This window comes from Branchiibius sp. NY16-3462-2 (assembly GCF_001594145.1).
GTDB lineage: Bacteria > Actinomycetota > Actinomycetes > Actinomycetales > Dermatophilaceae > Branchiibius.
The window spans coordinates 12,199-34,925 of sequence record NZ_LVCF01000032.1 but is presented as its reverse complement, the minus strand read 5'-3'; the positions used below and the strand labels follow the sequence as shown (position 1 = coordinate 34,925).

Annotated in this window: 27 protein-coding genes; 13 read left to right on the top strand and 14 right to left on the bottom strand. The window is 65.9% G+C overall.

Annotated features, from left to right (window positions below):
* Positions 1-38 precede the first annotated feature (38 nt).
* From AZH51_RS08535 to AZH51_RS08510, 6 genes are all read left to right on the top strand, one after another.
* The gene (locus tag AZH51_RS08535) at positions 39-785 is read left to right on the top strand and encodes an HNH endonuclease family protein (RefSeq protein ID WP_291523241.1); all 747 of its coding nucleotides are present in this window, start codon (positions 39-41) and stop codon (positions 783-785) included.
* A 29-nt stretch (positions 786-814) separates the two neighbouring features.
* Positions 815-1,069: a hypothetical protein gene (locus AZH51_RS08530; protein ID WP_291523239.1), complete on the top strand. Its 255-nt coding sequence runs from the start codon at positions 815-817 to the stop codon at positions 1,067-1,069.
* A gap of 2 nt (positions 1,070-1,071) precedes the next feature.
* Positions 1,072-1,719 carry a hypothetical protein gene (locus AZH51_RS08525; RefSeq protein ID WP_291523237.1) on the top strand — a complete coding sequence of 216 codons (648 nt, stop codon included), beginning with the start codon at positions 1,072-1,074 and terminating at the stop codon, positions 1,717-1,719.
* 103 nt (positions 1,720-1,822) lie between these two features.
* On the top strand, positions 1,823-2,062 hold the full coding sequence (locus tag AZH51_RS08520; protein ID WP_109685061.1) for a hypothetical protein: 240 nt from the start codon (positions 1,823-1,825) through the stop codon (positions 2,060-2,062).
* 389 nt (positions 2,063-2,451) lie between these two features.
* The gene (gene dprA / locus AZH51_RS08515; RefSeq protein WP_109685065.1) at positions 2,452-3,327 is read left to right on the top strand and encodes a DNA-processing protein DprA; all 876 of its coding nucleotides are present in this window, start codon (positions 2,452-2,454) and stop codon (positions 3,325-3,327) included.
* Positions 3,324-4,079 carry a nucleotidyltransferase domain-containing protein gene (locus tag AZH51_RS08510; protein ID WP_109685067.1) on the top strand — a complete coding sequence of 252 codons (756 nt, stop codon included), beginning with the start codon at positions 3,324-3,326 and terminating at the stop codon, positions 4,077-4,079. Before dprA ends, AZH51_RS08510 begins: the two co-directional genes overlap by 4 nt.
* A gap of 21 nt (positions 4,080-4,100) precedes the next feature.
* Here AZH51_RS08510 and AZH51_RS08505 read toward each other — a convergent pair whose 3' ends face one another.
* The gene (locus tag AZH51_RS08505) at positions 4,101-4,826 is read right to left on the bottom strand and encodes a M15 family metallopeptidase (protein ID WP_291523232.1); all 726 of its coding nucleotides are present in this window, start codon (positions 4,824-4,826) and stop codon (positions 4,101-4,103) included.
* 250 nt (positions 4,827-5,076) lie between these two features.
* Between AZH51_RS08505 and AZH51_RS08500 the strand changes: the two genes are divergently transcribed.
* Genes AZH51_RS08500 through AZH51_RS08490 form a run of 3 tightly spaced genes read left to right on the top strand, consistent with a single transcriptional unit; the run spans position 5,077 to position 6,033 of the window.
* Entirely contained in the window at positions 5,077-5,394 is a 318-nt protein-coding gene (locus tag AZH51_RS08500) for a hypothetical protein (RefSeq protein WP_109685071.1), read from the top strand.
* On the top strand, positions 5,387-5,800 hold the full coding sequence (locus tag AZH51_RS08495) for a hypothetical protein (protein ID WP_109685073.1): 414 nt from the start codon (positions 5,387-5,389) through the stop codon (positions 5,798-5,800). The genes AZH51_RS08500 and AZH51_RS08495 overlap by 8 nt, the downstream gene beginning before the upstream one ends.
* Before the next feature lie 32 nt (positions 5,801-5,832).
* Positions 5,833-6,033: a hypothetical protein gene (locus AZH51_RS08490; RefSeq protein ID WP_109685075.1), complete on the top strand. Its 201-nt coding sequence runs from the start codon at positions 5,833-5,835 to the stop codon at positions 6,031-6,033.
* Between the two features lie 34 nt (positions 6,034-6,067).
* On the opposite strand, the gene AZH51_RS08485 is transcribed toward AZH51_RS08490, so the two are convergent.
* Positions 6,068-7,435 carry a transposase gene (locus AZH51_RS08485; protein WP_291523229.1) on the bottom strand — a complete coding sequence of 456 codons (1,368 nt, stop codon included), beginning with the start codon at positions 7,433-7,435 and terminating at the stop codon, positions 6,068-6,070.
* A 683-nt stretch (positions 7,436-8,118) separates the two neighbouring features.
* Here AZH51_RS08485 and AZH51_RS08480 point away from each other — a divergent pair.
* The 4 genes from AZH51_RS08480 to AZH51_RS08465 all read left to right on the top strand — a co-directional run bounded on the left by AZH51_RS08480 (position 8,119) and on the right by AZH51_RS08465 (position 11,339).
* Entirely contained in the window at positions 8,119-9,417 is a 1,299-nt protein-coding gene (locus AZH51_RS08480) for a hypothetical protein (RefSeq protein ID WP_109685079.1), read from the top strand.
* Between the two features lie 124 nt (positions 9,418-9,541).
* Positions 9,542-10,351 (top strand): hypothetical protein, encoded by an 810-nt coding sequence (locus AZH51_RS08475; protein WP_109685081.1) that lies wholly within the window; start codon positions 9,542-9,544, stop codon positions 10,349-10,351.
* Positions 10,352-10,462: 111 nt separating this feature from the next.
* Positions 10,463-10,924: a hypothetical protein gene (locus tag AZH51_RS08470; RefSeq protein ID WP_146202527.1), complete on the top strand. Its 462-nt coding sequence runs from the start codon at positions 10,463-10,465 to the stop codon at positions 10,922-10,924.
* A 43-nt stretch (positions 10,925-10,967) separates the two neighbouring features.
* Positions 10,968-11,339, top strand: coding sequence for a hypothetical protein (locus AZH51_RS08465; protein WP_291523227.1), 372 nt, complete (start codon positions 10,968-10,970; stop codon positions 11,337-11,339).
* A gap of 7 nt (positions 11,340-11,346) precedes the next feature.
* On the opposite strand, the gene AZH51_RS08460 is transcribed toward AZH51_RS08465, so the two are convergent.
* From AZH51_RS08460 to AZH51_RS08405, 12 genes are all read right to left on the bottom strand, one after another.
* Positions 11,347-12,384 (bottom strand): ImmA/IrrE family metallo-endopeptidase, encoded by a 1,038-nt coding sequence (locus tag AZH51_RS08460; protein ID WP_291523225.1) that lies wholly within the window; start codon positions 12,382-12,384, stop codon positions 11,347-11,349.
* 27 nt (positions 12,385-12,411) lie between these two features.
* The gene (locus AZH51_RS08455) at positions 12,412-13,290 is read right to left on the bottom strand and encodes a hypothetical protein (RefSeq protein ID WP_291523223.1); all 879 of its coding nucleotides are present in this window, start codon (positions 13,288-13,290) and stop codon (positions 12,412-12,414) included.
* A 19-nt stretch (positions 13,291-13,309) separates the two neighbouring features.
* On the bottom strand, positions 13,310-13,969 hold the full coding sequence (locus AZH51_RS08450) for a hypothetical protein (RefSeq protein ID WP_109685089.1): 660 nt from the start codon (positions 13,967-13,969) through the stop codon (positions 13,310-13,312).
* A 109-nt stretch (positions 13,970-14,078) separates the two neighbouring features.
* Positions 14,079-14,999 (bottom strand): hypothetical protein, encoded by a 921-nt coding sequence (locus tag AZH51_RS08445; RefSeq protein ID WP_109685091.1) that lies wholly within the window; start codon positions 14,997-14,999, stop codon positions 14,079-14,081.
* Positions 15,000-15,117: 118 nt separating this feature from the next.
* Positions 15,118-15,990, bottom strand: a complete 873-nt coding sequence (locus tag AZH51_RS08440; RefSeq protein WP_109685093.1) for a hypothetical protein — start codon at positions 15,988-15,990, stop codon at positions 15,118-15,120.
* A complete protein-coding gene (locus tag AZH51_RS08435; protein WP_109685095.1) occupies positions 15,987-16,652 on the bottom strand; it encodes a hypothetical protein in 666 nt (221 codons plus the stop codon). Before AZH51_RS08435 ends, AZH51_RS08440 begins: the two co-directional genes overlap by 4 nt.
* Before the next feature lie 118 nt (positions 16,653-16,770).
* Entirely contained in the window at positions 16,771-17,604 is an 834-nt protein-coding gene (locus AZH51_RS08430; RefSeq protein WP_109685097.1) for a hypothetical protein, read from the bottom strand.
* Between the two features lie 33 nt (positions 17,605-17,637).
* On the bottom strand, positions 17,638-18,594 hold the full coding sequence (locus AZH51_RS08425) for a hypothetical protein (RefSeq protein WP_291523218.1): 957 nt from the start codon (positions 18,592-18,594) through the stop codon (positions 17,638-17,640).
* Positions 18,595-18,688: 94 nt separating this feature from the next.
* The gene (locus AZH51_RS08420; protein ID WP_291523216.1) at positions 18,689-19,783 is read right to left on the bottom strand and encodes a hypothetical protein; all 1,095 of its coding nucleotides are present in this window, start codon (positions 19,781-19,783) and stop codon (positions 18,689-18,691) included.
* A gap of 18 nt (positions 19,784-19,801) precedes the next feature.
* Positions 19,802-20,431 (bottom strand): hypothetical protein, encoded by a 630-nt coding sequence (locus tag AZH51_RS08415; protein WP_291523214.1) that lies wholly within the window; start codon positions 20,429-20,431, stop codon positions 19,802-19,804.
* Complete coding sequence (locus tag AZH51_RS08410; RefSeq protein ID WP_146202530.1) at positions 20,428-20,841, bottom strand: hypothetical protein; 414 nt, start codon at positions 20,839-20,841, stop codon at positions 20,428-20,430. Before AZH51_RS08410 ends, AZH51_RS08415 begins: the two co-directional genes overlap by 4 nt.
* Positions 20,835-22,619 (bottom strand): cell division protein FtsK, encoded by a 1,785-nt coding sequence (locus tag AZH51_RS08405; protein ID WP_291523211.1) that lies wholly within the window; start codon positions 22,617-22,619, stop codon positions 20,835-20,837. The genes AZH51_RS08410 and AZH51_RS08405 overlap by 7 nt, the downstream gene beginning before the upstream one ends.
* Between the last annotated feature and the right edge of the window lie 108 nt (positions 22,620-22,727).

Sequence of the window (22,727 nt, the reverse complement as noted above, 5' to 3'; positions counted from 1 at the left end):
GTGCTGGCGTCACCGGGCAGACGTCGCACCGTGACCGTATGAGTAGAAACCGCCGCAACTCCGGCAACTGGGACGTAGCTTCCATCGTCCTGGTCACCATCCTGGCGCTCGGGGCCATCAACGCGTTGAAGTCGCACGTTGGCAGCGTCATCGCCACCCCGACCGCCTCGTCGGTCCCGTCAGCGACTACGCCCGACGCCAAGGCGATGCTGGCGAAGCTGAACGCGTTGAAGACTCTCTCCAGCGAACCGAACACTCCCGGCTACCAGCGTGGATGCGGAGCCGGTCAGGCGTGCAGCTTCGGCGCGGCCTGGAGCGACAACACCAGCGCCCCGGACGGGCACAACGGGTGTGGCACCCGTGACGACGTGCTGCGCGAACAGATGTCGGACGTCAAGCTCAAGTCCGGCAGCCGGTGCATTGTGGTCGCAGGCGCATTGAACGACCCGTACACGGGCAAGACGATCCATTTCGCCAAAGCCGACGCCTCCGCGGTGCAGATCGACCACATCGCGCCGCTGGCGTACGTGTGGCGGCTGGGCGCCAACACCTGGACCCAGGCTCAGCGCAATGCCTACGCCAACGACACCGCCACGGTGCTGTTGGCCGTCGACGGCCCAGCCAATGAAGCCAAAGGCGACTCCGGCCCCTCGCAGTGGATGCCCGCCAACAAGGCGTTCGCTTGCACCTATGCCACGAAGTTCACCGCGGTCCTAGTCAAGTACCAACTCCCAGTACCGGCCGCCGACAAAGCGGCTCTCATCCGCGCGTTCGCCACCTGCTGACGCCACCCAGAGAACAGGACGTAGACACCATGCCCTCCGACACCACCGAGCCGGAAACCACCGACGTACTCGTCGTCGCGACGGTCACCGTGCGCCTCCAACCAGGCGACAACCCGATCCGGACCGAGGTCGCGGTCGACATTCCCGACCCCCGCGTCACCGACTTGGCACTGACGACCGTGCCACGGGCACTGCGCAACGCCGCCGAGGCCGCCGATAAGCACGTCCCGCCCGTCATCATGCTGCCGACGGAACTCACCGATCACTTCGCTAAGGAAGGGTAACCGTGGCCGGCTTCTTCGACCTGAAACCCATGACCGACCGGACGTGGATCGGTCAACACGGCAAACGCCCCAGCCAGTTTCGGGCGACGTGGACCGACACCAAGGCCCTGCTGAAAACGGAGATCTCCCACATCGCCAAGCGGGGAGCTGGCCGCCCTATCATCGAGGTCGACATCGACCCGGCGGACTTCCGGTTGGACGGTGATCTGCGGGCCCGCGCAACGTTCCGATCCGGCGCGGTCGCCTTGTACGTCGAGACCAAGAGCGGTCCCCTTGCCTTCCGCGCAGACCGTCTGTTCAACCCGTACTACTCGGGTCCAAAAGACTGGCAGCAGAACGTTCGAGCGATCGCCAAGACCCTCGAAGCCCTGCGCGCCGTGGACCGCTACGGCGTGACCGGATCCGGCGAGCAGTACGCCGGGTTCAAGCAGATCGAGGCCAGAGGCGCCTCGGTGATGGACCGTCCCACCGCAATCCAGGTTCTGGTCAACGCCTCCGGCACGGCCGTCACCCAGACTCCCTCCGGCGCTGAACTGATCAAGCTGCACCGGGCGGCGCGGCGCAACACTCACCCCGATATCAACAACGGCGTCCGGGCGCAGTGGGATCTGGTCGAAGAAGCCGCCGCGTTTCTCGGGCTGCGCGAGTAGGCGACACTGCTGCGTCGCAGGCGGTTTCGTGACGTAAGCGTACTCGCGGTGCGAAGGCTGGTGACGGAACAAGCGCAGCGCCTCTGCGTCGCACCGTGGAGGCATGAGAGTTATCGCCGTAACTCCCCGACACACCGGGGTCGCTGTTTCCACCTCTGACGGAGCCGCGTACTACAAGTTCGGGATCCGAGACTCTGGTAGTCCGTTCGTCTACCAGGTGTCCGGGCGCACGTTGCCCTCGATCCCTCTCGACCTGCAGGCCGATCACTTGGTGATCGCCGGCAAGCACTACCAGTTGGCGCCCCGTCACCGTGGCGTTCCCCGGCTAATCCCAGCGGGCTAATGGACCAGCACGAGAAGCGCGTACTTGCCGCCGCGTCCGTCGTGGTGGCCTGCCTGTCGCTGTTCGTCACCGCATTGGCCGCTACCTGCATCGACCCAGGGACCGGCTGGCCGGTCAACCCGTGGGCATGGTTCGTTGCGCCGCTGGTGCTGGCCAACGCAGGGCTCGCGGGCTGGTTCGGCATCTTGCAGGCAGAACCACGCGAAACTGCCTCTCCCCCGCCGGGTTGGCACGGACGCTTCTGCCGCGCGCAGGGGCACCGATTCGTGCTCGGGACTTTGACTATTGTCCGCTCGGACGGCACCAGGGCTGCTGTGCGCAGTGTCAGATGCCAACGATGCGGGGTCGAGCTCGACGACTAGACAGATCTACCGTCGCACCGTGACGGCATGACAACCCTCACCGACATCTCCTACTCGGCTGCCGGCATCTTGGACGGCAAGCACGACAGCATCCGGGCACTGGTGGCCCTGTCGGTTGCTGCGGGCGGCCCGAACGCTGCGCTGGTGCAGCGGTTGCGCAACAGTTTCGCCGCCGAGGTGGTGCGCGAGGCGTCCTTGAAACCGGGCCCGCTCGCTCAGCGGCTGTCACGGGTCGACGTGGACGCCGTGCTCGACGCCGCGGATGCCGTCGGTGCTCGCTTCATCCCTGGCGACCGGCTGCTCCAACTGGCCGACCTACCCGTCCCGCCGATCGGCCTGTGGGTTCGTGGCCGCACCGACCTGCCCATGAGCGGCTTCGTCGACGCGGTAGCGGTCGTCGGCTCCCGCGCCTGCACGGCCGGCGGTAGGGAAACCGCGCACCGTTTCGCCTTCGACCTGGCCCGGGCGGGCCGCCGGGTTGTCTCCGGCGCCGCGTACGGCATCGACGCCGCGGCGCACCGTGGAGCCATCGACGCGGGCGGCGTCACGGTCGCAGTTCTGCCATCCGGCGTGGACCGGCCCTACCCGGTGGCCTATGCCCCGCTGATCGAACGCATCGCCACCGACGGTCTGGTCATCTCCGAGTACGCCCCCGGCGCTGCGCCGGCCCGCCAGTCGTTCCTGGATCGCAACCGGATCATCGGCGCCCTGTCCGGCTCGATGCTGGTGGTCGAAGCAAGCCACCGGTCCGGATCCCTGAACGCTGCCCGCCAGGCCCGCGAAATCGGCCGACCGATCTTCGCGGTGCCAGGTCCGGTCAGTAGCGACCAGTCGACCGGAACCAACAACCTGCTCTCGCAAGGGCTCGCCGCTGCCGTCACGGACGCCGGAGATCTGCCGTGAGCCCGAATCCCGCTGTGCTGCGGGTGATCGTCGGGTCGCAGGCTTACGGCGTCGCGACCGATCAGTCCGACACCGACATCATCGCGATTACCGTGGACTCACCCCAGCACCTAATCGGCCTGGGCAGCCGCACCAAAGCCACCGTGCAGCGGGACGCCGGTCACGGCGAGCGGTCACGGGCCGGCGACACCGAGACCACCACGTATCGGTTGCGGCACTTCGTCCAACTGGCCAGCCAGGGCAATCCGCACCTGTTGGACCCCCTGTTCGCCGCACCCGACATGGTGCTCGAAGTCACCGATCTCGGCCGGCAACTGCGCCAGATGCGGCACGCGTTCCTGTCGGTGCGCACCGTCCACCGGTGCCTCGGGTACGCCGAAAGCCAGAAGCAGCTTCTACTGGGGCGCGGCACCCGTCAGTCTCGAATGCCGAAGCGCCGCGAGCTGATCGAGATGCACGGCTACGACACCAAATACGCCGGACACATTCTGCGGTTGGGGATCCAAGCCCACGAGGTCGCCACCACCGGCGACCTGCAGTTGCCGATGTATGCCGGCGACCGCGACCTGGTCCGCGCCGTGCGGGCCGGGCAGGTGGCACTGTCCGGGGTCCTGTCGCGCTTCGACGCCTACGCCGACGCCACCCGGAAGGTACTGAACTCCGGGCGCTGCGCCGTACCGGAACGCCCCGACATCGCGTCAGTCGATCGTTGGCTGATCGACGCCCACCGGGACTGCTGGGGATGGGGATGAGCGCTGGCTCCTTCCCCAGGCTCAGCCCACGAAGTTGAAATGGTAGGACTCGCCGGCGGTGCCGTACCGGAACGGATTGACGAACCCGTAGCGTCCGCCGTTGATGCGCAACCAGCGGTTGCCGGCGCCTCCCCAGCCGAACTCCTCACCGCGACAGTCGGTCTCGCGGAAGTCAATCGCCACTGCCATTCCATGATTGGACGTGCCCGGCACGGCTGCACGCGGGGCACCGAACACGCGGAACCAGTACCGCTTCTCGGCGACCGGACGGTAGGTCAGGTCGATCAGGGCATAGTGACCGAACTGCTTCTTGTATGCCGCTTCGAGCGAGTTCAGTTGCTGGTTGGCGTAGCAGTTCAGGTATCGCTGGGTGTTCTTGGTGTAGCCGTAACCAACGCTGCCCGGGCTGTTGAACTGCTTGTTCACCGGGCACAGGGTTGACGTCGACAACCGGCCGTTGACAGTTCGGAAACGGGTCGACTGCGACTCGATCACACCCCTGTTGATGTACCCGCCGGGGACCTTGATCCAACTGCCGTTGACCAGAGTGCCGCTGACGAACGAGTGCGATCCGCGATGACCGACGACACGGGCTGTGGTGGACGGCGCCGACCGGACATTTGCCGACCGATCACCTGCTACCCAGCCGCGAATGCTGGTCCCGGCGTTCGCCGGTGCGACCTGGGCGACGGACAGGGCTGCTACTGCGACAGCAGCGCTAGTCACAGTCTTCTTGACGATGTTCATTCGTGCTCCTCATGGCGGACGTGCCGATGGCACGCCCGGTCGTTGTTTGCCGCGGCCGCGCAGGGTCGCGTTGCCGTCGTACGAACGGTGCGACGATCAGAAGGCCGAATCCCTTCGTCGCACCGTGAGGGCAACTCCGGCGGATCACGGGCAGCGCAAGTTCGAGGTCGCGCCGGAGTCCCCACGTCGAAGCAGCAACCCGGAGACCCGTTCTGCGCGCCGACTGGCGCAGGCGTCGCACCGTGCATGCGTGGAACTCGAACCGCTGGCGTGGCCGAGAGATTGCCCGCCGAACAGCCGCACCGGATTTGTCCTCATCCTCGGCGTGTTCGTCGCGGCGGCAGCCGATCTGGCCGCCCTCGCCGCTGTCGTCTTGGACGCTGGGTTTTGGCGAACGGTGGCCGTATACGTCGCAGCACCAACGACCCTGATCGTCCTCGTAACCCTTGGTCTGGTCGCGCTCACCGAGACTCGTCGACGTCGGCAACACCGCACACGACGTCGCACCGTCAGCGACGTGAACACCCACTCACCAGTTGAGTCGATGCCAGTGGTGCGCCATGGCTGAGGTCATCGACTTGCACCCGGCGCCCGATTGGGCCACCCCCACCACCGCCGTCGTGTCGGTGTTCGCACGCGACGGGCATCCAGTGCTGCTGACGCGGCACATCCTGTCCAGCGTCGGCGGCCAGGTGATCCTGAACAACGGTGCCCGGTTCGACTGCCAGCGCGGTATTGCGCCACGTCGCCAGGTCCGGTTCCCCGGCGGTGTCGCCACCGTTCGCCTGTTCCTGCCCGGCGACCCGCTCGCCGACATCGAACGCGCCAAAATCGAGCAGGCGATCAACTTCTCAGTGGCCGGTGCCGCAGCACTAGCCATCCACGCCGATCCCTCGAACGCCGCCGCCGCCGATGCTCTACGCGCAGGCGTGGAAGCCTGGGCCGGCTCAGCGTTGCGACCGGCCGCGCGATGAAGTCCACGTACACCCCTTCGCCGAATGCAAGGGTGCGGCGACGAATCTGGTTCTACGTCGCCCTCGACGTCCTGTTGGCCGCCCTTGTATTCGCACCATGGCTGGCCGCGGACACCCCGTCGTTACTGTCCGTGATCCTCCTAGGCGTCAACATCGCCATGACCTGCCTCGCTATTTACATCGACCTTCAGCCGCACCGAATCACCTTGGCGTACATCAGTTTTCTGGTTTGACACCTCCCCGCCCTAAAGGGCGGGGATTCCAGACTCAGGCTGCCGGTGCCCGCGCTGCGGCGGGTTCCGGTCTTACGCCCTCAACACCTGCGGGGCGTTGACCAGCCCCGGCAGCCTTGTCCACGGGTGAACCGTGGGTCGTGCTGCCCCGCCCGAAGGCGCGGGCAACCACGACGGCTGCAGCGTTCTTGTCCCGGTCGCTGGCGACACCGCACGAAGTGCAGGTGTAGGTGCGCTGGTCCAGGGGGATGCGGTGCTTGGCTCTCGCGCCACAGTGGAAACAATCCATCGTGGTGAACGCCGGGTTCACCAGTTTCAGATCACGGCCGGCTTTGGCCGCTTGCCAGACCATGGCCGCTTTGGTCGCCCCGCACGCGGCGTCCGCGGCCTTGCGCGCCAGGGACCGGTTCTTGGACATGAACTTGGGTCGGAAGTCTTCGACCGCGACCCGATCATGCTGAGCCACTAGGGCTTTAGCCCATTTGTGGGCGGTGTCGCTGCGCTGGTTCGCGATCTTCTGGTGCGCCTTGGCCGTCAACTTCTTGGCCCGCCGGTAACCCTTGGTTGGCGGGGTGCCCCTGGGGTTGCCGTGCGCTTGGTAGGAGCGTCGGGCCATCATCCGCTGATACCGCGCCAGCTTCTGCGCGGCTGTTTTGCCGTGCCCTGGGTACAGCAAGTCGAAGGTGCCGGACTCGTCCACCTGCGTGACCACACCGGCGTCATCAACATGCGCGGTGACCGTGGTCGCCAGTTGCTTGATGCCCCAGTCGATTCCGACCACCCGACCATCACCCACCGCCGGCAACGTCTCATCCGGTGCCTGCACCACGAACGAGGCGTACCAGTGCCCGACCGCGTCCTGGAACACCGTCACCGAACTCGGCTTGCCCGGCAACGGCCGTAACCACACCACCGGGATCAACACCCCACCCGGTAGCCGCAGGGCATCCCGCCCGGTGGCCGGGTGAGTGGTAAGCCCGAAGTTGTGCCCGGCATACGACAACGTCGCCAACGAGTGGTGCCGGGACTTGAACCGAGGCAACCCAGCCCGCCTCGTGACCCGGACCTTGTTCTTACGGTCCAGCAACGCCTTCGTGCGCGATTTCGCGAACGCGCGGCAGGTCTGCTGCTGCGGATCCTGCGCCGACAGCGCCAACCAGTTGGCCCCCTCGGCATCGACGCCGGGACCAGAAACGTTGTGCCGCAACTGCGTCACAAGCGCCGCCTGATCCTTGTAACCGAACGTCGCCGCCAGATCCCCGGTCGCACGAGCCTGCCGGAACCGGGTCTGCGACGCCTCGACCAACTGGTTCCACACGAACCGGCACGCATCCCACTCCCGCCCCAAGTACGCGCGGGCCTGAGCGCCCGGGCGCAACCGGTAGGTGTAACGAACCTTCACGACTCCACCACATCACCAGGCACCGACAACATCACCCTCATACCCCACACGGTGCGACGGATGATCCGAAGTGTCCGCGTCACGGACGCGATTCACCCCCGCCCTAAAGGACGGGGCACCCTCGCTTCCGCTTGGTGGCTACGCAGGTACTGGCGAGGCGTTGAACGGTAGCTCGGCGTCCACACCCGTCGCACCGTAGCGACATGAACAGTGCGATGCTTCCCGCTAGTGGTGCCCCGAACGGAGCAACCTTCCTCCTAGCATTTGCCGTGGCCGGCGCGTTCATTGGTACGTGTTGGCTGGCGTCCAAGGTTCGATCGGTCTTTTCGCGCAGGGGCGTGTCCAGGTGAACGCTCCAGGCGTCGTCATTGTTGAGCGCGACGGCCGACCGGTGGGCTTCGAGCAGGCACCGACCAGCCCGATCACTGGCTCTGGCCGTTTGTGGGTTGCGGACACGCTCAGCCTCTTGGACGCGCACACTCACCGCGCAGACCGTTGGAAACATGCCCGTTGGCGGGGTTCGAGCCGAGCGGCAGCCGAAGCGGCGCTGTTACGCAACGCCGGCTGACCGCTGCAGGGCGGACGGACGTCGCAGTCGGTTTCGTCTGTTCGCGCGCAACGCGGGCGGGCGAAACTTGTCGACGGACGGCTGCGCCAGCGGACGGACGTCGCACCGTACCAACATGCGCAGTCGCCTCCTGACCACCACCGCGGTTCTGATTGCTTCGGCAACGTTGGTTGCTGGATGCTCCGGCGCACCAGACGCCACGCGCACCGTCACCGCGACGGTCACCCAAACTTCGGGCGCCAACGTGCACGGCTCCATCCAGGTGGCTGCGTGGTCTTCTGAGCCCTACCAGGGATCTTTTGCGGACGCTGGCGCGGGTGGGAAGCTGTCCACGCCGGACGGGTCCTGGTCGTTCTATGCCGACCGCAGCAACGTTTCGAGTTACCTGACAGGCGACACCAAGGCGTACTTCGTCTCCAACGGGACGTACACGGCGGCTGACGCGACGAGCACCCCCTCGACCACGCGCGCCGCACCCAGCCAGTCGGACTTCACGCTGCTACCTATCGGGTGGACGTTCACCGCGCCTGCACCGACCGCCGGCGTCGACGCACCAGCCTCGTCCAGCGCATCCCGCACAAAGATCGCCTTGCTGGCCGGTGGCCGCGCAATATCGTTGGCGGGCAACCTCAACGGCGGCGGCAAAGCGGTAGTAGCGATCCCGGCCAGCGCCGTCTCCAGTGCTGTCGTGCAAGTGACGTACGCGGGCCTGGTCCAGAAATACGATCCGTTCACCGGCCGGCTGCTGACTACAGGTGTTGCGGCTGGCCTTTACGACAACCTGTCGAATGTCGGCACAGGCAGTTGCCCGCCCATCAAGTCCGGGTTCGACTCCAGCACCGGGGTCCAGATCAACGCGACGTGCGGCATCGTGTCGGTCACGCGGTCCGCTTATAACCCGGAAAGCGGCTGGGCCCCAACGGGAACCGTGTGGGTGACGGTTGTCACCATCTTGCCAACCACCACGGCAACGTACCGGCTCAGTGGCGTCGATCCAGCGGTGTACAAGCTCACCCCGAAGGTGACCGCTGCCGGACTGGGCGGCACGAAAGCATGGTCGGCGACCGTCACCGGTCAACAGACAACGCTGGTATTCGCTGCTCCGGCGCGGCACGCTTCGCTCGCCCTGTCGATGCAAGTCACCTACACCGGAACCACGACTGACCCCCGGACCGCCTCTCCAACGATCACAGTCACACCTGCGGCGCCGACCAGCGCCCCGACGCCCTCGACCAGTGCTGCCACTTCCACGACTCCGGAAGCGCCGACCAGCACGGCGACGCCCACCCCTGGGACCACCAGCAGCGCCGTGCCCACGCCGCAAACCTTCACGCTCACACCGGTCATCCCAGGCACAGTCACGATCCCTGTCACGGTCAACACAACCGTCCAGTTCGCCAGTCTCGGCAACTGAGCTCCGCCGCCAACCAATAGGGCATGACCACTGTTGACGACTCAGGACTCCTTCGTCATCACACCTCGCGCATCGAGCTTCGCTCGGCGCACGAGGCAACCCGACCGGGCCGAGAGGAGTCAGCATGAGCACGGTTGATGCGTCGGGTGCGATTCACGGCAGCGACGGCAAGTTCGCGGGGCACATCGCCAGCGAACCAGCCTCGTCGGTTGCCCTGGCCGAGCCACTGGCACCCAATGCGCGCGAAGCCGAAATCAAGACCGTGTTGGAACGGGTCCACACCACCGTTCAGGCGCGCGTCCAGTCGCTGTACGCCGCGCACGAAGCGGCCGGCGGGCGCGTCGACATCGACACGGTCCGAGGTGAGGAGCACGTCCGCTGGACCGACACCGACGGCAACCTGTGGCGACAGACAACGCCGGCCGACCCGGACGCGTTCGATGACTACGACATCGGGCTGCCGGTGGAAACCTTCGACCGGCAACCGACCGCATGGATCATGCGTGACGGCGCTGTCGTCCGGCAGGAGACCGACCCACGCACCGGCGCCCTGATGCCGTTCATCACCAACGCCGCAGAAGGCGGTACGCACACCCGCTACTTGGCGAGCAACGCCGACGAGTTCACCGACTCCGACGGGAAGTTCCACCGCAGCGGCGGAAAGGCTGCGTGGATCAGCGCCGACAGCGTCGAGTGGTACGAACACGGCGTTTCCCACCGCGACCGCAGCGATGGACCCCAACAGATCGACGCCGATGGCCAGTGCAGCTACTACGAGTTGGGCCATTACATTCCAGCCTCGGAGCTCGCCCCCGACCTGCTGGCGCGCCACGGTGTTCGACTGGACCCTCAAGATGGCAACCTGTACGTCGAAGCTGTCGCCGACGACCCCGATTGCGACTTGATGAACATGTACGCCGAGGGGGATCTGTGATGAGCACCGTCGACGCTTCCGGACTCCTCCGGCTCGCTCCGCATCGCCTCCGTCATCACACCTCGCACATCGAGCTCAGCGCGGCGCCCGAGGCAACAAGGGAGGATTCGGATGACTACCGTTGATGCGTCGGGCGCGATTCACGGCAGTGACGGACGGTTCACCGGCCACGTAGGTTTAGAGCCCGACATATCCCTGACTTCGTCCAGTCTGTTTACACCGCAGGCGATTCCGCTGAGCGACCAGGCAGCCTTGGCCGCTCACCGGGCCTACACCAGCGAGGTCGGTGCTGCGCGCAATGCGATCCAAGAACAGATGGACCGCCTGGATGCGCAACTGTTCGTGCGGGAAATGACTGCTGAGTGGGCGGCCGCGGAAATAATCGACCTGAACCTCACCCGGGTCGACACCGCAGCGGTATCGATCACCGACGATGAAGAAGACGGCGAACGCGCGGTCTACGTCGCCCGTCGGCCGCCGAACCGTGCTGAAAGTCTGGGCCAACAGCCGCATACTCAGCGGGTTCTACGAGCGGTTCGCCGTCGACCCAGACGACGGGGACGTGTGGGATGAGGAGTGGGAGCTAGACGTCGCAAAGCTGCGTCGCGAGGGTGCTTTGGAACAGCCCGATGGCGTGTGGCAGGTTGCCGATGCGGCCAACCAGCAGCGACGGACGTTGTCGTTTTCCCGGATGAGAACCGACGTGCGAGACAAGTGCCCGCGTGCCCGGTTCGTGGCGTACTTCAACGATGCTGATGGCCCGGTGCTGGACGGACTGTACGACGCCGATGGGAACCAGGTGTACGGCGACAAAGCCGACCCGAGTTGGCACACCGACTCCTCCGTTCGCGACGACGATTTCGAGAGCGAGACGGCTGGACTGATCCAGGACATGGGAGACATCGCCCGCGACCACTGGCCGGACACGACGCCGGACTGGGCGTCGCGGGACATCAACCTGATCGACCTCGGCGGGGCCGAGTCCTAGCTGCGGACTACTCCCAGCCCGCTTCGTCACGCAGCGCGTTGAACGCCTTACCCGCCTTGTCCAGGGCCTGCGTGACCGCCTTCGGGTCACCCTTGGACCAGCCGGCAACGTAACCCGGGCTGAAACTGTTCGGTTGGGCGGCGTCGATGCCTCGCTCCCGCAGCACCATGTAGCTGAACGACTCCGCCTCAGACTCCATCTGCCCGCGGTGCGAGGCGTAGTCCGGTGCGTCACCGTCACAGTGTCCGCACGCGATGTGCCCTGCTTCGTGCGCCAACGCCTGCGCTTTCTGGGTGTCCGACAACCGCGAGTCGACGACCAGCTTCTTGCTGGTCGGGCTCACGTACGCGAGGGTGCCGGTCAGGTTGACCGGGTCGCAGCCGGCGATCTCCTCCTCGTGGTAGCTGAACCCACGCGAGGCAACGAAGTCCTGCAGTGCCTTGCTGGTGCCTGACTCCACCTCGCCGGTGAACGGCTTCGCAGGGTGCTGGGCGATCGGTTCGCCTTCGGTCTGGCTGGCCTCGAAGACCGCGACCGCGGAGAACCCCGCCGTGATCTGCTTCTTGCGGGTTTTGCCTGGGCGGTCCGGATCCTCCTCGGTGATCCACTTCTTGTTCGGCCCCAGGATGTAGAGAGCCTTCTGACCCTTGGTGACTTCGCGTCCAGCCTTCTCCCACTGGCGGAACCCGCGCGCGTCGATGGTCCCCATCCGGGTGAAGATCTGATCGGGCTCGGTCAACCCTTCGCGTTGCGCGACTTGCAACGCCGCCAGCATCTGGTTGTTGGTCGACCACCGAGACATGCCGTTGGCGCGTCGTGCGTCCAGGTAGGCACCCAGTTGCCCGGACTCGACCAGGTCGCCGACCGCCTTCTCCAGGTCGGCCTTCATCGCCTCGACCCGATCTTTGCCTTTGAGGTCGGCGTACGGGCTGGCAGCAACGACCGGGTGCTCCAAGCTCAGTCCGTCGTCAGGTTCCCCCGCAATGTGCCCAGCGAACTTCCCGTCAGCACCGTGGATTGCGCCTGTGATGTCAACCGTGGTCATGCCTTGTTGGTTGGCGGCGCACTCCCGTCAGCGACGTGAAAGGTCATCCAGATCAATGACCGCTTCGTACAGGCTGTCCCAAGTGTCCGCCATGTCCGGTTCGAGGCTGGCGTCCCGGCCACCGAACTGCGTCCAGGCTGTCGCGAACCCGGTTTCGGCAGCCCCTTGCACCAGGGACTCAGGATGTTCGTTTCCGATCATCCGGCAGGGGTCGAAGTCCACGTCAGCCCCGTCAGAATCCAGCACGGCGTCGATCTGCCAGTAGTCGGAACCGTCCGGGCGGCGGAGAGCAACGAACCTGCCGCTGGGGCACTCGGCCCGAACCATGTCCCGCAGGCTCTCCAGGTCACGCTTTGAGGCGATGTCGGTGCCCGCGTTGGAGGCTCGGTGCACCACGTCGATCGGCCTGCCGGGTGTGTCCAGCTCGCGCCGAAGTTTCTCCAGGTCAATGCGTGCGCTGGCGGCGTCGTGGTTCATCGTGCCGGGCACTGCAAAACGATCCAGGAACGCGCCTACTTCGTCTGCAGGCATCGAAAACTGTTGCGAGATTCGGTCGCCATCCTCTTCTGGTTCGATCCAAACCACCGAGTCGTCACCGTCGAACTCGTATGTCACCTCGGCCTGAGTTGCCTCATCCGGTTGCCCACTGGCCGAGGAAACCTCTGCGCGTTCCAGGGCCAGGTGGCGGCCCGCGAGACGAGCCATCTCCTCGTTGATCTGCTCCCTCATCGCAAGCAGATACGACTCCATTTCGAGGGTCGCCTCACCCGCACGCGAAAGCCGGTCGGTGAGCTGCGCGCCACCAGGGGTCGACAGGCTGACCGTCGAATCCGCCTCTCCTGCAATGTGTCCCGTGAACTTGCCATCGCTTGCGTGGATCGCGCCCGAAGCGTCAACTGTGGTCATCGCGTGACTGTCCCTTCTCTTAGGTCTGAGGTACTTGAGGGTGTGGATTCTTAGAGTCGACCCAGGCGTCGAAAGCATCGAGTTCAGGCTGCTCGACTCGGTGGTTGCGCAGCCAACGAGTGGCGTGTTTGAGCTCGGCTGACAGGACCGGCTTGCCGTCGGCGAAGTCGCGCAGACCGTACGTCGCGTGATACCTCGCGACGTCGGCGGCGTCGGAATCGGTGAACGACTCGCCGCGCGCAGCCTTGCTGGCGGCTTCATTGAAGCGGCGCACCACCTCAGTGCGTTCTGTGGGAACCGGCTGGCCAGCGGGCACGTAGTACGGCTTGCCCGGCTCCCCCTGTGTGTAGATCTCGATCTTCTCTCGACGACCCTCTCGAACCCACCGGAACGACTGGCCAGTGGTCGCGAGTCTGCGGTTCAACTCGTAGGTGGGGTCGTCACTGTTGGCGGTCTTGATCTGTTCAATCTTGGCGCGCAACTGCGCTGTCGACAGGTGAGCGAACTGCTGAGCGATGACGCGGTCGAGGTCGCCCCGCAACGGCCCGTACTGGTCGTGATCCGGCTGCGCCTCTGCCGCCGATGTCAGCATCACAGACGAATCAGACTCTGCCGCAACGTGACCCGCAAACTTGCCGTCGGACCCGTGGACCGCACCCGACGCATCGACCGTGCTCATGCAGACTCCTCCAGGCCAGGTCGGGTTGCCCCGTGCGCCAAGCGCAGCTCGGTGTGCGGGGCGCGGACACGCGTCGCGAGCCGCAGGAATCCGGCGGTAACGACCGTGCTCATGTGGTTTCGCCCCATTCGGCGTCTTCCTCATCGGCCATCCAGGAAGCGCCGGCCATGGCCGCGTCGAGGTCGACGTCGCTGGCTTTCGCCCAGTGATGTAGGTCGGTGAGCATGTCTTTGACGGCCGTTTGCTTGTCGGCCTCCTCGCCGTGGGCGGCCAGGTATCCGCCGACGAACGGGCTGATCCGCCGCACGCTAGTGTCGCGGTTGTACTCCGAGCCGTCCGGCCTGAGCACTCCGTCGATGTTCATCGTCAACAGCCGCACGTCGCCGAAACCGACGCTGGCCTTGAAGTGCGGCGACATGGACGCCTCGGTGTAGACCAGTCCGCCGGACACCCCTTCGATGTCCGAGTATGCGGCGGTGTCCCACAGGTCGTCCTCCAAGACTGTGCCGTCGGCGGCGACCACCTCCCGCGGATGCCACCGGTCGTCGGCGTACTCGTCGCTGTCGCGGAACGTCACCGTGGCAGCGTCCGGGTAGTACGCCCGCACATACTGTGCTGCGGCGATCGCAGACTTCTCATGCTGCTGCCGCTGAACCGCCCAAGCAGCATTGCCCAGGTCGAAAGCCCGCCGGGCACTGGACGCCGCCCGCTGCAGCATCTGCTGATCTGGCTCCGGGTCGGTCACGCCCACCTCTGACAGCGTGGGGTCTTCCGCGGCGCGTCCCAGCACGTCGTCAATGCCCCCTGGGGCGACCGGCGTCGGCTCGATCGAACAGGACAGCATCGTCTTGTCGCCGTACTGCTTGGCCGTCAGGTACACGGTCTCCCCGGAACGCTGCGCCGTCACGTAGCGGCTCCCTGCTGGCGGCCCGACGGGCTGCTCCAGGGTCACGTCCGACTCGGAGCTGACGTGGCCAGCGAACCTGCCGTCGGACCCGTGGATAGCGCCGGAGGCGTCGACCGTGCTCATGCCAGAACCTCCAGGCCCGGTCGGGTTGCCTCGTGCGCCGAGCGAAGCTGGGTGTGCGGGGCGTGGCGACGAAGGCGTCGCGAAGCGAACCGCAGGAGCCCGGAGGCGTCGACCGTGCTCATCGCAGATACTCCGGGTCGGCGTCGAGGTCGATGACGTTGCACCCGCGCGGCACCCACTCCGCATGGGCGTCGGGCCAGTAATACTCGGCGCGGTCCCCGAGTGCGTTCAGGTCGTCGTTGACGTCCATCTCGAAGTCGTCGTCACGCGCGGCGAAGTCGGTGTGCCAACTGGGGTCGGACTGGTCGCCGTACACCTGGCTGCCGTCGGCGTCGTACACGCCTTCCATCTGCGGCCCGTCGGCGTCATCGAAGTACGCCACGAACCGGCCTGCCGGCACCACGTCCCGGACCTCGTCACGGATCGTGGCGTGCGCCTGCTTCGCGGTCGCACGCTCCGCGGCATCCCTGACTTCCCACAGTCCAGTCGCTGCCGGCTTCCTTGCTTCGGCGCGCAACTTGGTCAGGTCGACCAAGTCGTCTTCGCGGCCGGCCACCCCGAAGCGTTCCTTGAACGCCAACGTCGAGCCGTCCCGCATCGTGCGGTAGATCGGGTGCATGTCGTCGTCGTCCGGGCACAGCGTCAGCACGATCCGGCCGTCCACATCACTGCGGTCGACGAACACGGTCGCGACCTGGGCGTCACGGATGGAGGGAGTGTCGCGCTCCGCCCGAGCCAACTGTGCCGCGAAGTCTTTGACTGCCAGGTCGGCGTCGGCATTGTTGATCTGATCCTCGATCGCGTCGAGTGACCGCGCCAGGGCGAGATTGCGTCGCTCAACCGCTTCGAGGGTCGCGTCGTCGTCCAGTGGGTTGCCCGGGCCGGAGGATCCAGAGGTGAGGCTGACGGAGTCGTCCGCTTCTCCCGCGACGTGACCAGTGAACTTGCCATCGCTTCCGTGGATCGCGCCGCTGGGGTCAATCGTGCTCATGCTGGTTCTCCGTTGCTGCGTCGGGTGGCGAGCTCGCTGCGCAGTTCTCCCGTTCGACGCTGCAACTCGGCGAGATGCGCGTCGATCGCGGAGTCCAGGTCGGCTGCCGCTTCCTGCGGGGTTCGGGGTGGGTAGTCCTGGTCGATCTGGTCGAAGCTCAACGTCACTGACCCGGTGCGGTCAGCGCCTTCGGGGTGGTAGTTGGCCAGGTTCACTCGCGCGTTCCACAGCCGGTCAGTCAGTTCTCCGGCGTCAACCAGATCCAGGTAGGTATTTCCGCCGGCGTCCAGGACCATCGGCTCGCCCGAGCCGTCCAACACGCGGTCGGGAAACCAGTCGCGGCTGTCGTGGTCGTACTCCAAGACGACCGCTGTCGAGCCTGGGTAGCGCGAACTGAGTTCGTGGCGGATCGAGCGAAGGGATGCACCGTGAGCCTCGCGGGTCAGCGCTCCCCGCTCGGGGAAGTCGAAGTGTTGCAGCGCCAGATTGGTGTCCAACACGTCGGCGGCCAGGTTGTCGCCAACTTCCATCTGCTCCGCGTTCTGCGGGACGCCGAGGACCGCAGGCGCCGACGCTAACGTCACGGTCGATTCGGAACTGATGTGGCCGGCGAACTTGCCATCCGCGGCGTGGATCGCGCCCGACGCATCGACCGTGCTCATATCAGAACCTCCAGGTTGCGTCGGGTTGCCTCGTGCACCGAGCGAAGCCCGATGCGCAAGGTGTGATGGCGAAGGCGATGCGGAGCGAGCCGCAGGAATCCAGCGGCGTCGACCGTGGTCATAGCGCTACTCCGGAGATGTTGTCGAGGTCGTACAGGCGGTGGTACTTCCCTCGCGACCAGCGCGGTGCCAGACCAGTGCCGTCGATGTTGCCGTAGCCGGACTCGCCGGGTGTTTGCAGAGCGTCGAAGATCTCCCCGTCACCCGGGTCCTCGAACGGCAGAGTGTTGCCCTGAACATCGGTGACTGCGTCCAGTTCGTAGCTGCCGTCGGAGTCGATCACGCCGACGTAGCGTGCGGTGGGGCACTGCTCGCGGACCCGGTCGCGAACCGTGGTCAGCTCGGCCCGGGCGAGGTCGTCCCGGCTCGACTGCCACCGTGCGGCAGTCAGTGTTCCGACAGCCTGAGACGGCTGCGCTCCGAGCACCCGTTCCATCGGGCTCAACACGCTTCTGCGGATCTTGTCCACGTCGAGCCCGACATCGGTGCCGTCGCCGTATCGCTGCTGGAATGCAACAGCCTGGTCACCGGTCATCGGGTCGCTGCAGGCCAAAAGGTTGTAGTCGCCCTGCGACCAGATGGTCGCTGTCAGGTCGCCGTCGTCTTCGTCGAAGGAGATCTCGGCGAACGCGCCATCCGGCAGCCCACCGTCAGCGACCAGCGCAGCGGCCATCTGCCGGGCCTGCAGTTCAGCGACCTTTTCATCCAGGTCTTGCTGGATCTGGATGATCTGCTCAGCCATGTCCAGATTGGCGGCGTTGATCTGATCCAAGTCGGGACTTGCCTGTGTTACCCCTGCCAATGCCACCGCCGCATCCGCCTCTCCCGCAACGTGACCGGCGAACCTACCGTCGGCGGCGTGAATCGCGCCACTGGAGTCAACAGTGCTCATGCCTTGTTGGTTGGCGGCGGCTTCCGTTTCGGGTCAGACGATGAAACCACGGTTGTACCAACTCAAAAGCCGGTCGCCCTCATCGTGATGGAACCCGTTCAGCCGTAGCGAGCCATCCTCAGCGCGGACCACATTGTGCCGTGCCATCTGGTCTTCGGTTGGCTGAACACCCGCACCAAACTCCACGTAGTCGACCCGACCGTCATAGCCGACGATGGCCGGTCCTTGGTCGGCCTCGCGATGGGTGATGCCTCGGCGTAGGTATTCGATTGTTCGGTCGCCCAGGTACGCCGGACCGTCGGTGCGGTGCGGACGACGTTCCTCATCGACGGACCATTGCGTCCCTGTCAGCGGGTAGAAGCTGGTTATCGTCCCGTCAGGGTCGGTATGGGAGAGCATGCCTTGGTCGCGCAAGGCTGCCTTCACCAGGTTCCCGTCGGGGGTCAAGACGGCGGTCGGCGTGCGGTCGGTGAACTCCACCGGCACGCCCATCTGCCGACACCCGCTGGTGTCGCGCCAAGGTCGGCCGTCGCGAGTCCATCTGACTACTTGCCGGGAACGCTTGTCGGTGATGACCTCGATGCGGCCGCCTGCCGCTTCGTGCGCTTCAACGTCCCTGAGCATGGCTTCCGAAGCCGGTCGCTGTGTCGTGAGGCTCAGCCCCAACCCGAGATTGCCAACCCCGGACCGCACACTGTCCGGCCAGTCTTCGACCGGTGTGTTCGCGATGTCGACGCCGCCCACGATGTGCGGTGGCGTGCCGCCGGTCCGAGGATCCATGCGGGCGTCGCGCAGCACACGCTGTGCTGTACGGCAACGCTGAGTCAGCACCACATGGTCGTGGCTGGTGCCCCCGGGGTCGACCGCCGCATCCGGTTGATCCGGCACGGGGTCGCCCAAGGTCACCGACGAATCCGCCTCTCCCGCAACGTGGCCCGCGAACTTGCCGTCGGACCCGTGGATCGCACCCGACGCATCGACCGTGCTCATTCGGACCCCTCCTGGTTGTGTCTGGCCGCACCGTGCGTCGAGCGGAGCCCGGTGTGCCCAGCGAGCCCGAGGAGCCCCGATGCGTCACGAGCCGTCATGCCGGTTCCCCGTCGAATCGGCCCTCGTAGTAGGCGTCCGCCGGGTTGAATCGTGGACCGGCTCCGGGCACCCGCCAGCCGCCAGCCGGGTCAGGTTCCAAACCGGCAGCCCGCGCCTGGCCAGGGAAGATCTGGTCGTCGACGTTGCAGCCGTTCTCGATGAAGTGCGCCTTACCGTCTGACCCGATCACCGCCGGCCCCTGATTGCGGTCGCGATGTGTGATGCCGTGCCGGCGGTACTCGATGCAGCGTTCGTCGATCATTGCTGGACCGTCGTCGCGGTGAACCAGACCGATTTTGTCGTGGTACGCCTCAGACTGGTCGTCGGGGTCGGCAGACCAGGTGTGGGCGCCGCCGTCCGGTAGTTGCCGCTCGAAATGCAACCGGTAGTCACCGTCGCCCCATTCGGCCCGTTGCGGGCGCAGTAGTTCGCCGTCAGGCAACCGGATCGCCGAGACGAACCGCTTCTCCACCGCCGGGCCCATGCCGTCATGGGCGTCGAAGTCCTGCGTCTCGGTGAACTCGACCGGCGTTCCGTGAGCGTCTTCGTAGCGGAAGCTAGCGGCGTCCCATTCCCGCGCGGCCACGCCCAGCTCGCCGTCGGCGTTCGTCCACGACGTGACCCGCTGCGTGTTGCGCGGGTCAGAACCGAAGTGCTCATCCTCGACGCTGACGTTCCCCCCGAACTGTTCGTGCAGTCCCCTTGCCGCCAATGCCTTTTCGCGGCTAGCCGTCAGCGCATCCCGCAGGCTCTCAGGTACCTGGTGGCCCGGGTTTTGCTCGATGTGCTCGGCATACAGAGCAAGGTAGGCTCGGGCGCGCAGCGGCATGTTGCCGATATAGGTGTTGGCGATGTCGACGTCGCCCACCATGACCGGCGGGCAGCCACCGGTGCCGGGCTCGATCGTCACCTGGCGCAGTCGCCGCTGCGTCGCAGCATCTCTGGCGCGGATATCCGGGTCGTTCGGCAGGTCGTCGCCGGTGGCGCCCGGCTGGGCTAGTTCGAGTCCGTCGTCCGGTTCACCGGCAATGTGGCCGGCGAACCGCCCGTCGTTGCCGTGAATCGCGCCTGATGCGTCAACTGTGGTCACGCCATGTTGGTTGGCGGCTCAGCCCGCTTTGCGTCGGGACGACTGCGCGCGGGTCCCTCTCGTGGCGGCTTGGCGTCTTGCTCGATGCTTGCCCGCCTCGTGGTCGATCTGGCGGAATGTGACGTCGCCGGAACGAAGCACCTTCACTGCACCGCTGCCACGGCACCGTCGGCAGTGCCATGGTGCGTTGACGTCGGCGAAGCTGTACTGCATACAGACCGAACACAATGCGATCACTGCCTTGGCTTCATCAAGTGCTGCATGGAACACCATCCGCCCCCGCTCCCCCGGGCGCGCGACCACGACGAACCGCCAGGGGAAGGACGGACCGAACCCGCACGCGCAATCTTCATGCAGTCCGGACACCTCAACCGGTCGGCTCTGCGCACAGCCCGGCGCGTGCATGGTTGCAGTGGCCAATTCGCCCGGTTTCCAGAGCCGTTCGTTGTGGGGTCCCTTCACTTCGACGAAAGTGCTCAGCCGCGGCAGATACATGTCACAGCGGTAGTAGGTGCCACTGGGCATGACGACCCCCTCTGGTTCGTACTGCCACACCATCCGCAGCGCATCAAGGTTGACCGCCCAGTCGGCTTCGAGGGTGGAGCGGAACCGGACACCGGCGTACGTCTGCGGAATTGCTCGCATCACAGGCCGTCCTGACGGTCCCGTCGATCACGACGGTCCTGCTGGCGTTCCATGCGGCGCATCTCGCGGCGGTCGACGTAGGTGACGTTGCGCCGGTTGTAGTAGTTCTGCTGGCTGTTGCTGTAGTTGCCGGAGCCGGACGGCGGGCTGTCGATGACCGACCACGCCAGCCAGGCGAGGAAGATCACCCCGACCGCGCTACCGGCAGTCTTCTTCCAATCGGTCAGGCCGATCCTGGCGCGCAACTGACTGATCGTGGCGAAAACGTCGATGACGCCGAACGCTTTGAGCGCCCACAACACAATGGCGCCGGCCACAGCCAAGCCAACGATCCACGCGATCAGGTACACCAGCTTCCCGACAGCGCGAAGCAGGATGTTCTCCGCGAACCGCCACTCGAACATCCTCAGCATTCGCAAGTCCCGTCGCTACGAATGGGTGCTCGGCACGACGGGCACCGTGGGCCATCGGCGCCTGACGTCCCAGCACCCGCATCTTTAGCGGCACGCTGAGCCTTGGCCTGCGCCTCTAGGCGCCTACTAGCTGCCGCTGCCGCTGCCGCGCCGAACAGTTGCTCACCGTTGTCGCTGAACGTCTCCGGAGCGTCGCGGCGCGGGTCGAAGGCTGGGCCTTCGTCGTCAAGGTCTTCCTCCGACACGGGACAGTATTCGTCCATCTCCGCCTGTGTCGGCTCCGGCCGGGACGTGGTGGGCACGCCACGGCTGGCAAGTTCGGCGTCGAGCTGGCCAGAGGTCGCGAAGAACGACTTGAACACCACCGGCGCTTGCCCTTCGAGCTCGGCCCCGCCGACGCCCTTGGAGACCATGCCGCCGTTTGCGACGTTGTCCGGCACCGTCGGTACGCGGTCGGCAACACTGAACGCCTGATCACGTTGTATCTTCGAGGGGTTCGGCCCCATCAGAACACGCTGACCAAGCAGCGTCTTCAACGACGGCGGCAGTCCTGAGTTCTGGTTCGACACCTGACTGCTCAGCAACATGCGGATACCGACGAACCGCTTCTCCGCGGCAATCTTCGTGATGACGCGTTGCAGCTTGAACTTCAGTCGGTTCTCCTCGATAACCTCTTGCACTTCGGGCATCTTCCGGTCCACTCCAGGCGGAAGCTTCTCCCCCACCAGCAACCCGGCCACCTCGTCCACGATGCACAGGATCGGCGGGAACCGCTGGTCGTCGGGCAGGTCGAACCAGTTGGTCACGCCGGCCTGCTCCAGCACCTTGGCGCGGCGGTTGCCCTCCTCGTAGACCAACGCCAACGCCGTCACCGCCGAACGCAAACCGTCACAGCCCCAGCCGCCGTCGCGCACGTACTTCTTGCACCAGGAGTAGTCGATCGCTTTGGACGGCTCGTCCACGATGACCAGCGCAGCGCCCCCGGCGACCTGGTCGGCGATGATGCTGTTCAACGTGTTCGTCTTGCCCGCGCCCGCGGTGCCACTGACCAATCCGAACGCGTGAGCTCGCCAGTCGATGCTCACGGTGTCGTACTTCTTCTGTCCCGGCGGCGGCAAGATGTCGCCGATCGGGGTCCGGTGCAGATCAGCTCCGAGACCAGCCAGATTCAATCGGATAGTCGGTGGAAAAGTCGGCGGATCGCTCGGGATGACCTGAGCCGTCAGCTTGTTCGCGTCCGCGACGACGTACCAGCCGAACTGCCCGACGACGCTGGTGGCGACCTCGTCCAGCTTCTCGTCGTGCTTGGACGGCATGTAGGACTTCGGCAGACCCAACAGGTAGCCACCACCGGGGCGCGGGGCGGCCTGCACGTCCCACGGCTTCACCCCGAGCGCCGTCGCGACCGCGCCGCGGCAGCGCGCGGTGTCGTCGTCCAGTTTCGTCAGGGTCGCGCGGGCAAGGTGTGGGTCGAAGTCAGTCAGGTAGAACCCCGGGTAGGTGTCCTGCAGCGTCGCTGCGACCTTCTCTCCCATGGTCGGCTTAGCGTCGGCCGCCGACAAAGACACCTGGAAGCTCTCCGGGGCCTTCACGCTGCCACTGGCTTTGGTCGCAGCAGTCACCGTCGTTTCAGCGACGTGCCGACGAAACACTGCCACGTTCGCTTCGGTGTCGATGTTCGCGAGGCTCCACTCGGGGCCTTTGGCCTGGCGGACCTTGCTCACGACTGCACCGGAATGACGGTCCGGGTCGAACCCGGCCGGCAACGGCACCTTCATCTGCTCCAGCACACCCTTCTACATGGGCCAAATCTGCGATGCCAGGGTCCAGTTAGTCGGGTAGTGCGGCCGGTCGAGTGCCATATTCAGCTGCCGCTAGACACGGCC